The sequence below is a fragment of the Stenotrophomonas sp. SPM genome, from assembly GCF_003105135.1.
Lineage (GTDB): Bacteria > Pseudomonadota > Gammaproteobacteria > Xanthomonadales > Xanthomonadaceae > Stenotrophomonas.
Genome location: NZ_QETL01000123.1, coordinates 1 through 10,474, shown reverse-complemented (window position 1 = coordinate 10,474; position 10,474 = coordinate 1). Strand labels below are relative to the sequence as shown.

At 68.1% G+C, this 10,474-nt stretch carries 9 protein-coding genes; 5 read left to right on the top strand and 4 right to left on the bottom strand.

Annotated features, from left to right (window positions below):
- Window positions 1-316: 316 nt before the first annotated feature.
- Window positions 317-469: a hypothetical protein gene (locus DCO49_RS20575; protein ID WP_243402772.1), complete on the top strand. Its 153-nt coding sequence runs from the start codon at window positions 317-319 to the stop codon at window positions 467-469.
- Window positions 470-807: 338 nt separating this feature from the next.
- Here DCO49_RS20575 and DCO49_RS17825 read toward each other — a convergent pair whose 3' ends face one another.
- Both DCO49_RS17825 and DCO49_RS17820 read right to left on the bottom strand, forming a co-directional pair.
- On the bottom strand, window positions 808-1,938 hold the full coding sequence (locus DCO49_RS17825) for a DUF3103 family protein (RefSeq protein WP_165835751.1): 1,131 nt from the start codon (window positions 1,936-1,938) through the stop codon (window positions 808-810).
- A 216-nt stretch (window positions 1,939-2,154) separates the two neighbouring features.
- Entirely contained in the window at window positions 2,155-3,405 is a 1,251-nt protein-coding gene (locus tag DCO49_RS17820; protein WP_116865133.1) for a DUF819 family protein, read from the bottom strand.
- Window positions 3,406-3,556: 151 nt separating this feature from the next.
- Between DCO49_RS17820 and DCO49_RS17815 the strand changes: the two genes are divergently transcribed.
- Complete coding sequence (locus DCO49_RS17815; RefSeq protein WP_108769603.1) at window positions 3,557-3,946, top strand: VOC family protein; 390 nt, start codon at window positions 3,557-3,559, stop codon at window positions 3,944-3,946.
- Window positions 3,947-3,959: 13 nt separating this feature from the next.
- Here DCO49_RS17815 and DCO49_RS17810 read toward each other — a convergent pair whose 3' ends face one another.
- Both DCO49_RS17810 and DCO49_RS17805 read right to left on the bottom strand, forming a co-directional pair.
- Window positions 3,960-5,246 carry a HAMP domain-containing sensor histidine kinase gene (locus DCO49_RS17810; RefSeq protein WP_116865132.1) on the bottom strand — a complete coding sequence of 429 codons (1,287 nt, stop codon included), beginning with the start codon at window positions 5,244-5,246 and terminating at the stop codon, window positions 3,960-3,962.
- Window positions 5,230-5,940 carry a response regulator transcription factor gene (locus DCO49_RS17805; protein ID WP_116865131.1) on the bottom strand — a complete coding sequence of 237 codons (711 nt, stop codon included), beginning with the start codon at window positions 5,938-5,940 and terminating at the stop codon, window positions 5,230-5,232. Before DCO49_RS17805 ends, DCO49_RS17810 begins: the two co-directional genes overlap by 17 nt.
- Window positions 5,941-6,072: 132 nt before the next feature.
- Between DCO49_RS17805 and DCO49_RS17800 the strand changes: the two genes are divergently transcribed.
- From DCO49_RS17800 to DCO49_RS17790, 3 genes are all read left to right on the top strand, one after another.
- Window positions 6,073-7,776, top strand: coding sequence for a glycosyltransferase family 39 protein (locus tag DCO49_RS17800; protein WP_116865130.1), 1,704 nt, complete (start codon window positions 6,073-6,075; stop codon window positions 7,774-7,776).
- 111 nt (window positions 7,777-7,887) lie between these two features.
- A complete protein-coding gene (locus DCO49_RS17795; RefSeq protein ID WP_116865135.1) occupies window positions 7,888-8,655 on the top strand; it encodes a phosphatase PAP2 family protein in 768 nt (255 codons plus the stop codon).
- Window positions 8,652-10,301 (top strand): phosphoethanolamine--lipid A transferase, encoded by a 1,650-nt coding sequence (locus tag DCO49_RS17790; RefSeq protein ID WP_116865129.1) that lies wholly within the window; start codon window positions 8,652-8,654, stop codon window positions 10,299-10,301. Before DCO49_RS17795 ends, DCO49_RS17790 begins: the two co-directional genes overlap by 4 nt.
- Window positions 10,302-10,474: the final 173 nt, after the last annotated feature.

The following is a 10,474-nucleotide window of genomic DNA, read 5'->3' as shown; positions in this document are numbered from 1 at the left end:
CGGAAAGGGCTCCGACCCCTTTGCATTTGCACGTAGTCCTACAGGCAACAGCACGCGCCACTGCCGAGCATGACCGGACCATCCCAAGGAGGTTCCGCCATGCACCGCCTGCCCCTGATTGCCGCCCTGCTCTGTTCCGCCCTGGCCAGCGCTGCCGACTACAGCCTACCCACGACGCTTGAACAACGGCAGTTCACCAACCTCAGCGACCCGGTGCAGGTCAGCTTTGCCGGCAACCAGTACGTGCTGGACATCCGTGGCACAGGCCTGCGCATCGGCGGCAGCTACCGCTACCAGCGCCTGGCCAGGCATCCAGATGGCCGAAAACCACCCGACCGGTCCCGCCCGCTGCACCCTGCTGCTGACCTGCCTGACCGACCACCAGGGCCGCTTCATCCATACCCAGCACGACGGCCCGCTGGCACCCCGGCAGCGCCAGAATTCCGGCCGCTGGACCCTGCAGCCATAGGCCAAAAAACCGACGCCGGTGAAATGACGCCTCCACTGGGGTCAGAGCCCGTTGCCTCGCAACGGGATCCGACCCCGTGCCGACCAACTGTCGGCACCCACCAGAGCAGAACGCCGTCCCGACAGATCGCGGCCAACTGTCGAAGGCGGGGTGGGTCCGGTTGAGGGGGTTTGAGCGGCATGGATGCCGCGACCAAGCCCCCATGGACGGGTTCACGGCGTCCCCCTCAACCAGACCCACCCCGCCATCCCACGGAATGCAGCTTCGGCTCTTGATCTTGAGGTTGCCGGCCAGCGGCCGGCACTACCAGCAGGTGCAGGGCTGCAAGCCCTGCTGCCCTACTCCACCAGGGTGATGGGCGTGAGGGTGACCTTGGCGTTGTTGGCCGCCCCCATGCGATCGGTGTACGCCTGCCCACGCTGCAGCAGGTAGAAACTGTCCAGGTAGTCGATGTCGTTGGCGAACCAGGACGTCGGCATGGCCTTGAGGATCGCACCGGCAATGTCGGCAATCACCGCATACTCCGGCGCGAACGCCCCCAGCGCGGTCTTCACGCCCGTGGTCAGGGCCACCAGCAGCTCCTGATAGTTGGTGTCGCCGTCATCCTCGAACAACTGCACGTTGGCCGCGTTGAACCGGTAGTTGCCCCAGATCACCAGTGCCTGCTGCGGGGTGTAATCGGTGTTGTCATAGTCCAGGTACGGCATGTCGACCGTGACCATTTCCGGCTCGGTCGTGTCGACCTGCAGGCCGGAAACGATAGCGAACACCTCCGCCGCGCCCAAGGCCCACGGCTCCTGGTCATCGGCCAGGCGGATGCGGTCCAGCCGGGTGATGTCCAGCGACGCGCTGGCGCCATTGGCCGCGAGGCTGATGCGCTCTGGCGACTGCAGGCCACGCGCGCGAAGCCCGGCGTTGACCAGGGCCATTCCCTCGGCCACCGAGCGGCGGGTGTCGACATCGACGATCAGCACGGGGAAATCCGGGGCCTGCCTCGCGTCCAGTAAATGTGCACGGCCCTGGGCGTCGTAGGCGTTCAGCGTGGTCCAGTCGCGGTCATTGCCACGCGGCAGGCTGGCCACCCACAGCTGGCGCGGCGCGACGGCATCCAGCGACGTGCCTTCGGGCACGTAGGCACGCAGCTGCAGCAGAGAGGGCCCCTGCTCCGGCAGGCCCTTGCGCAGCCGCAGCTGCCCGTCCTGCCGGGCCAGGCTGCTGCTGGCCAGCGTACGCGCCTGCGGATCGAAGCGCGTCACCACCTGCTGCAGCGCCACGCCGCGTTCCGGCGCGGCACGCAGGGCCGAGAGCGCGGTGTCGGCGAAGCCCGGTTGCGCGATCAGCGCGGCGACCTCGCGCGCACTGGCATCGGAGATTGCCTGCACATCGGCGGGCCGCGCCTGCAGCGGGGCCTGTGCCAGCGCCGAAGCGCTGCCCAGCATCAGCGCGAGCAGCGCCGATGCACGAAACATCCATTGATTCGTCATGAACATACCTGTCGGGAAAGCTGGCAGCCGCCAGCGGAGGCTGCGCCGCGAGCCCCCCGCTTCCCCACGCGACGCATGCCGCCACGCTACGTGGCACGCGCCCGACATTCCGTTATCCGCCGCACAGTTCCGGCAGCGGCAGGCGCATGCGTCAGGCCCTGCAGCCGCCGAGCATGGGCTCGGCGCTGCAGCCCCGCGTGATCAGGCGTTGGCCATCCACTTCAGGATCAATCCGGTGACATAGGCCAGGCCGGTACCGGTGGCATAGCCCACCGTGCCCAGCAACACGCCCACCGGCGCCAGCGAAGGATGGAATGCCGCCGCCACCACCGGTGCCGACGCCGCCGCACCGATGTTGCCCTGCGAGCCGATGGCGAAGAAGAACAGCGGCGCACGCAGCAGCTTGGCCACGACCCACAGCACCAGCACATGCGTTGCCATCCAGATCGCGCCCAACAGGAACAGCCAAGGCCGGTCCAGAAGCGACAGCAGATTCATCTGCATGCCGATGCAGGCGATCAGGAAATACAGGAACACCGTGCCCAGTCGCGAGGCACCGGCGGCTTCCAGCCGGCGCGCGCGGGTGAAGCTCAGGCCAAGGCCCATCGCGGTGGACAGCAGGATGACCCAGACGAACTGGCTGTCCAGGCTGAACTGGCTGGCCCAGCTGACGTTGGCCTTGAACCAGCCCGCCAGCGGCGCCGCGATTGCATGGGCGAGACCGACGCCACCCAGCGCCACGCCGACGATGATCATCAGGTCGGTCATGCTGGGAATACGGGCGTTCTGTGCGTCGTAGGCGCTGATGCGTGCCTTCATTTCATCGATGGCGCGGGTATCGGCGCCGTTGCGGGTATCGATCTGCTGCGCACGGTTGGCCAGGAACAGCAGGATGGCCATCCACAGGCTGGCGCAGGCCACGTCGACCACCGCGAACTGGCCGAAGGTGGTGGCGTCGGTACCGAACACCTCGCGCATGGCCACCATGTTGGCACCACCGCCGATCCAGCTGCCGGCCAGCGCGGCCATGCCCGCCCAGGTGTCACCGGCCACCGTTTCCGGGTGGATCAGTTTCATGGTCTGGAAGGAGACGATGGCGCCGAGCACGATGCCGGCGGTACCGGCGCAGAACACCACGAGCAGTTTCGGGCCGAGCTTGGCGATGCCCTTCAGGTCGATCGACAGGGTCAGCAGGACCAGGGCGGCCGGCAGCAGCACGTCGCGGGCCACCGGGTTGTACAGCGCGGTGTTGTGGCCATCGATGACACCGGCGGTGTTGTAGATGGCGGGGATGAAGTAGCACAGCAGCAGGGCCGGCACCCAGGCGAAGATCTTCTTCAGCAGCGGGGTCGGGCCATTGGCCGCCCAGAAGATCAGGGCAAGAGTGGCGGCAATCAGGCCGAGGCCCACGATGTCGTTGCTGATCAGGGCAGTAGCGGGTTCGGTCGGCATGGGATCCTCTGTCGATCGAAAGAGCGGAAAAAAACGCCGCAGGATGCGGCGCTGCCCGAGGTTAACATCGCCTTCACGCCGGGTCATGCTGCGCTGCTTGCCGCGGCACCACGACCTGCGCAGAATCAGCCCATCGCCATCGGAGCAGGTCATGCAACTGGGTGCTTTCTCGGTCAGCCTGTCAGTGAAGGATCTGGCGGCCTCGCGTGGGTTCTACGAAGCGCTGGGCTTCGTGGTGACCGGCGGTGATGCCGCACGCAACTGGCTGGTGCTGCGCAATGGCGGCATCGTCATCGGCCTGTTCCAGGGCATGTTCGAAGGCAATCTGCTGACCTTCAACCCGGGCTGGGACCAGTTCCGGCAGGAGCTGGGCGAGTTCCAGGATGTGCGCGAACTGCAGGAGGCGCTGGATGCACAGGGCATCGAGCTGACCACGCGCACGGATCCGGACGGACAGGGCACGGGGTATCTGCAGCTGGCCGATCCGGACGGCAACGTGATCCTGATCGACCAGCACGTGGAGCGCCCGAAAGGGCGGTGATTGCTCTGGTCGGTCAGCCGGGACGCGACGCGCCGAAGTCGAGGGTGACCAGGGTGCCGCGCGGCTCGACGGGCTGCAGGTGCAGGGTCCAGCGCAGGTGCTCGCACAGGCGGGCGATCAGGTCCAGGCCGATGCCACCGCGGTCGGCGCGTTCGCCACGGGCCATGCGCGCGTGGATGGCGGCGATCTCTTCCGGTGCCATGCCATGGCCCGGGTCCTGCAGGGTCAGTACCGCCTGCGCGCTCAGCCGCAGTTCGATGTGGCCCCGCCCGCTGTTCTCGATTGCATTGCGCAGCAGGTTGCCGATCGCGGCCTGCACCACCGCCAGCGGCGCGACGATGTCCACCGGTGCGGCCTGGATGCCGATGCTCAGGTCCTTGTCACCCAGCAGGTGGCGATGGTCGTCGACGATCTCCGGCAGCAGCTGGTCCAGCGCGATGCGCTCGGCGCGCGCGGCCAGCCGGGCCGGATCGCGGGCCAGCACCAGCAGCAGCTCGATCAGCTGCTCCACGCCCTGCGCGGTACGCAGCACGCGCTGCATCTGCTGGCGCGCGCGTTCGGGCAGGCCCGGCTGCTCCAGCGCCAGCTCGGCCGCACCGGTCATCACCGCGATCGGCGTGCGCAGCTCGTGGCTGGCCGTACTGATGAACACCCGCTCGCGCTCGACGAACTGCTCGTTGCGATCCAGGTAGTCATTGAGTGCGTCGGCAATCGTGTGCAGTTCCGAACTGCCGCGCGGGTCGACGTCGACGCGCTGGCCCTGCTCGCCCGGCCGCAGCGCACCGATGTGCTGGGCCAGCAGGCTCAGCGGGCGCACCACGCGTTCCATGCCGAACGAGGCCATCAGCACGGTGACGAACACCATGATGATGCCGGCCAGCATCACCCAGCGCGTGGCGAACTGTTCCAGGTCGTGGAAGTCGGAGATGTCCAGCGCCAGGGCGACCCGCCCCATCGTGCCGGTGTCGCGGACCATCACCGCCGTCTCGCGCTCACCCACCATCACCCCGTCATGCAGGCCCGGGTGCAGGTCGCGCAGGGTTTCAGGCATGTTCGCTTCGTCGAAGCGGTACAGACTGAGGGTGTCCGAATCCTGCCAGTGGTACTGCGGCTCGTGCTCGGTGTGCTCGACGATGCTGTCCAGTTCGGAATTGAGCAGCGCGCGCCAAGCGGCATGCTCGGCATGCTCGTGCACGTAGTTGCCCACGCTGAACACCGCCAGCGAGATCAGCGCCAGGTAGCCCAGCAGCCAGCCGATCACACGCCGGTACAGCGGGCCCGGCTTAGGCGCTTTCTTCATCGCTTCCACTGCCTGCACTGCCACTGGCCGCCAACCGGTAGCCGACGCGCGGCAGGGTATGGATCAGCTTGTCGTTGAAGGGGCCATCCACGCTGCGGCGCAGTTCGTAGACGTGCGAACGCAGCAGGTCGCCATCCGGCGGCTCGTCGCCCCACAGGGCGAATTCCAGCTGCTGGCGGGTAACCGCGCCGGGGCTGGCCCGCATCAGCACTTCCAGCAGCTTGCGGCAGGCCGGGTAGAGATGCAGCGCGTGGCCACCGCGCTGGGCCTCCAGGGTCGCCAGGTCCAGCACCAGGTCGGCCACCTGCAGGCGCCTGCGCGGGTTGCGCCCCTGCGCGCGCGTCAGCAGGGCCTCCAGCCGCACCTCCAGTTCGGGCAGGGCGAAGGGCTTGGTCAGGTAGTCATCCGCACCGGCGCGGAAGCCGGCAATCTTGTCCGGCAGCTCGTCACGGGCGGTCAGCATGATCACCGGCACTTCCGAACCCTGGTCCGTACGCAGGCGGCGCAGCACTTCCGGCCCTTCCATGCGTGGCAGCATCCAGTCCAGGATGACCGCGTCGTAGGGGTGGCTGGCGGCCAGGTGCAGGCCGGTGATGCCATCGGGGGCCACGTCGAGGACGTGCCCGCGCGACTCGAAATAGTCGAACAGGTTGGCCACCAACTGGCGGTTGTCCTCGATCACCAACAGGCGCATGCACGGAATGTCCACAGAAGTTCGTACCATGGTAGCGCTGACCATGTCGGAATGCGGTCGCCCTGCGCCTGCCTCCGACGCCTTTCCAACGCCCTGTTTCCGACAATGGCCGTTTTGCTCCCGGAGCCCGCTGTGCCCGTAGCCCTGCCCCGCCGCTGGTTCCTGCCCCTGCTTTGGGTGCTGATGATTGTCTCGCTGGGCGCCGGCATCGGCATGCGCCAGCCGCAGCCGCCGGACGAGCCGCGCTTCGTGCTGGCCGCGCGGGCCATGGTCGACAGCGGGGAATGGCTGCTGCCGCACCGCGGCAGCGAGCTCTACGCGGAAAAGCCGCCGGTGTTCATGTGGCTGCAGGCGGTGGCCCACCAGGTGGTCGGCAGCTGGCAGTGGTCGTTCCTGCTGCCCTCGCTGCTGGCGGCCCTGCTCAGCCTGTGGCTGGTCTCGGACCTGGCGCGACGGCTGTGGTCGCCACGGCATTCCCTGTACGCGATGGCGGCGCTGTTCTGCACGCTGCAGTTCGGGCTGATGGCCAAGCGCGCACAGATCGACATGGTGCTGGTGGCGATGACCACCGTGGCCCTGTGGGGCCTGCTGCGCCACCTCAGTGAACGCCGCAACCTGCCTGCGCTGTGGCTGGCTGGCTTCGCCGCTGGCCTGGGAACGGTTACCAAGGGTGTGGGCTTCCTGCCGCTGCTGATGGTGCTGCCGTGGTTGGGCTGGTGGCTGCACCAGCGCCGCCGCGGGCAGGCCGTGTCCGGCCCGCACCCGGCCACCCTGCTTTGGCTGCTGCCGGCCTTCCTGCTGGGTACGGCGGTGTGGCTGGCGCCGCTGGGCTGGGCCCTGCTGCACGAACCCAGCGCATCGCTGCAGTCGTATGCGCACGAGCTGCTGTTCAAGCAGACCGGCACCCGTTACGCCAACGCCTGGCACCACCGCCAGCCGGTCTGGTACTACCTGCAGGTGATCCTGACGCTGTGGCTGCCCGGCAGCCTGCTGCTGCCGCTGCTGGCCAAACCCTGGTGGCACCGCCTGCGCCGCGGCGACCGCCGGCAGTGGCTGCTGCTGGGCTGGGCGCTGCTGGTGCTGCTGTTCTTCAGCGCCAGCCCGGGCAAGCGCGAGGTCTACGTGCTGCCAATGCTGCCGGCGATGGCCCTGGCCGTGGCCCCGCTGCTGCCGGGCCTGCTGCGCCGCCTGTGCGTGCGCCGCTACCTGTTCGGCTACAGCATGGTGCTGATGCTGGCCACCGGCACGCTGGGCGTGATGATGATGACCGACAGCCACTGGGTGCAGGCCCAACTGGCGCGACGGGCGATGCCCGATTCGCTGCTGCCGGTGCTGGGCAATGGCCTGCTGGTCTTCGCCATTGCCGTGGCCACGCTGTCGGTCTGGCTGCGGGTGCGTCATGCGGCCCTGCTGGTGCTGCTGACCCACGGCATGCTGTGGATGCTGTATGGGCTGGTGCTGATGCCCACGCTGGACCCCTACGCCTCGGCCTCGGCGCTGATGCAGCGCGTCGGCAAGCGGATCGGTCCGGATGCCGAGCTGGCGCTGGTCGCATGGCGCGAACAGAACCTGCTGCAGGCCGACCGGCGGGTACGTGAGTTCGGCTTCAAGCGCCCCTGGGCCGAGCAGTGGCACGATGCCGGCCCGTGGCTGGCCGAGGCCCCGGAAAAGCGCTGGGTGCTGGTGCTGGACAAGGCCATGAGCCCCTGCGTCGATCCGGCCCAGGTGATCGACATCGGCATCGCCAACCGGAACCGCTGGCAGCTGCTGCCGGGCAGTGCCTGGGACGCCGGCTGCCATGCCGAACGTGCCGGTGCTTCAGAAGAAGAAGACTGAACGCTGGCTCGCGCCGGGGCCGCGTTAACCCGGCGCGAACAGATGTACGACCCTTCTCCGACATGAAGGTGACGAGCATGGCCGCGGATTCCTGCCATGGCCCCTTCCCGCATGCCCGCTCGTCCCCTTGTCCCGGCTTTTGCCTTCACACCTTCGTGGCTGGCATCGCGTTTCGCACTGACGCACCTGCTGCTGCCGTTGGCCGTCGGCGTTCCGCTGTTCGTGCTGTTGATGGGCTTCGGGGGGGACCAGTGGGTGGCCGACCACCTGTTCCGTCTGGAGGGCGGCCACTGGGCACTGCAGGATGCCTGGCTGACCCGCGCGGTCGTGCACAAGGGCGGCAAGTGGCTGAGCACGGCGGCCGCACTGGTGGCGATCCTGCTGTGCTTCCACCACTGGCGTCGCGGCCGCGACCGCACCCTGCGCTGGGCGCTGCTCTATGTGGTGGTGGCGATGGCGCTGGGCACCGGCCTGATCTCTCTGCTGAAGGCGCTGGTGCCGATGGACTGCCCCTGGGACCTGCTGCGCTATGGCGGCCACGAGCCCTTCATCGGCCTGCTGGCCAGCCGCCCCGAGGGCATGCCCGCGCGCGCCTGTTTCCCGGCCGGCCATGCCAGCGCCGGCTATGCCTGGCTGTGCCTGTACTTCTTCGCCCTGCTCTGGCGCCCGCTGTGGCGCTGGGCGGGGCTGTGGATCGGCCTCGGCAGCGGCCTGGTGTTCGGCATCAGCCAGCAGCTGCGCGGCGCCCATTTTCTTTCGCATGACGTTGCCACGGCCCTGCTATGTTGGCTGCTGTCGCTGGGCCTGTTCCTGATCACGGAGCGGCTGCTGGCCCGGCGCACGCTGGAACGTCCGACCCGCCAGGAGGCGCGTGCATGAATGCATCGGTCCAACGTTCGCTGCGCCTGCCGGCGCTCGCCAGCCTTCACCGATGGCGCCCACAGCTGTCCACCGAAGCGCTGATCGCGCTGACCAGCCTGTTCTTCGCCGTCGCCGGCAACGGCCTGTTCTGGCACAGCGCCATGGCCAGCCATCCCGGCAGCCTGCGCTACGCACTGTCGCTGTTCCTGCTGCTGCTTGGCGCGCACGGCGTGCTGCTGGGCATCCTGGTCTGGCGCTGGAATGCCAAGGTCGTGACCAGTGCGCTGCTGCTGGTGACCGCCTTCGCCGCGCACTACATGAGCCAGTTCCACATCTACCTGGATGCGGACATGCTGCGCAACGTGCTGGCCACCGACCCGAAGGAAAGCCGCGAGCTGATGACGGCCTCGCTGGTCTGGCCGGTGCTGCTGCTGGCGGTGCTGCCGATGGTGCTGCTGTGGCGGGTGGAACTGCGCCGCCGCAGCTGGGGCCGCACCCTGCTGTGGCGCGTGGGCTTCCTGCTGGTGGCGGCGGTCACTGCCGTGGGTGGCGCGCTGATCTCGTTCCAGGATGTCTCGGCGCTGATGCGCAACCAGCGCGAGGTCCGCTACCTCGCCACCCCGGCCAACGTGCTGCTGGGCCTGCCGCGTGCGCTGCGCAGCGACAACCCGGTGCAGCACGCGCCGAAGCTGCCGATCGGCACCGATGCCAAGGCCCCCCCGCGCGCGCCGACCAGCAAGCCGCGGCTGCTGGTGATCGTGATGGGCGAAACCGTGCGTGCGCAGAACTGGGGCCTCAACGGTGGGCGCAACACCACCCCGGAACTGGCGCAGGCACCGGTGATCAATTTCCCGGACATGCATTCGTGCGGCACCAGCACCGAAGTATCGCTGCCCTGCATGTACTCGCCCTGGGGCCGCCACGAGTACGACGAGAAGAAGATCCGCGCGCACCAGTCGCTGCTGCACGTATTGAACCGCGCCGGCGTCACACCGCTGTGGCGTGACAACCAGTCCGGCTGCAAGGGCGTCTGCGAAGGCCTTGATTTCCAGTCGCTGTCCGACGCGACCACGCCGGGCCTGTGCGCCGATGGCCGCTGCATGGATGAGATCCTGCTGCAGGACCTGGCCACGCAGGTGCGTGCCAAGCCGGGCGATCGGGTGGTGGTGCTGCACCAGCTGGGCAACCATGGCCCGGCTTACTTCGAGCGCTACCCAGCCGCCTTCGCGCGCTTCAAGCCGACCTGCGATACGCGTGACATCGGCCGCTGCTCGCGCGAGCAGATCGTCAACAGCTACGACAACGCGGTGCTGTATACCGACCACTTCCTGAGCAAGACGATCGGCACGCTGCAGAGCCTGCAGGACTACGACACGGCGATGATCTACCTGTCCGACCACGGCGAATCGCTGGGTGAGAAGGGCTTGTTCCTGCACGGCGTACCGTACGCGATCGCTCCGGCCGAGCAGACCAGCGTGCCGATGACGATGTGGTTCTCGCCGGGCTTCGCCCGCAGCCGCGGGCTGGACCTGCAGTGCCTGCGCAAGCGTTCGGCGGCGCACACCGACCACGACAACCTGTTCCCGTCGGTGCTGGGGCTGATGCAGGTGAAGACTGCACTGTACGAACGCGACCGCGACCTCTTCGCCGGCTGCGAGAGCTGAGGGGAGGTGTTCTGGCAGGGCTTGCAGCCCTGCACCTGCAGAATCAACGTCAACGTCAACATCAAAAGCCGGTTTGCTGAGGGTTGGCGGGGTGGGTCCGGTTGAGGGGGACGCCGTAAATCCTTCCATGGAGGCTTGGTCGCGCCATCCATGGCGCTCACACCCCCTCAACC

What these genes read in the sequence shown, in the direction of transcription:
- DCO49_RS17825 (WP_165835751.1), bottom strand. Translation starts at nt 1,938, where the DNA reads ATGTTTCGTGCATCGGCGCTGCTCGCGCTGATGCTGGGCAGCGCTTCG.
- DCO49_RS17810 (WP_116865132.1), bottom strand. Translation starts at nt 5,246, where the DNA reads ATGAAGAAAGCGCCTAAGCCGGGCCCGCTGTACCGGCGTGTGATCGGC.
- DCO49_RS17790 (WP_116865129.1), top strand. Translation starts at nt 8,652, where the DNA reads ATGAATGCATCGGTCCAACGTTCGCTGCGCCTGCCGGCGCTCGCCAGC.
- DCO49_RS17815 (WP_108769603.1), top strand. Translation starts at nt 3,557, where the DNA reads ATGCAACTGGGTGCTTTCTCGGTCAGCCTGTCAGTGAAGGATCTGGCG.
- DCO49_RS17795 (WP_116865135.1), top strand. Translation starts at nt 7,888, where the DNA reads ATGCCCGCTCGTCCCCTTGTCCCGGCTTTTGCCTTCACACCTTCGTGG.
- DCO49_RS17820 (WP_116865133.1), bottom strand. Translation starts at nt 3,405, where the DNA reads ATGCCGACCGAACCCGCTACTGCCCTGATCAGCAACGACATCGTGGGC.
- DCO49_RS20575 (WP_243402772.1), top strand. Translation starts at nt 317, where the DNA reads ATGGCCGAAAACCACCCGACCGGTCCCGCCCGCTGCACCCTGCTGCTG.
- DCO49_RS17805 (WP_116865131.1), bottom strand. Translation starts at nt 5,940, where the DNA reads ATGCGCCTGTTGGTGATCGAGGACAACCGCCAGTTGGTGGCCAACCTG.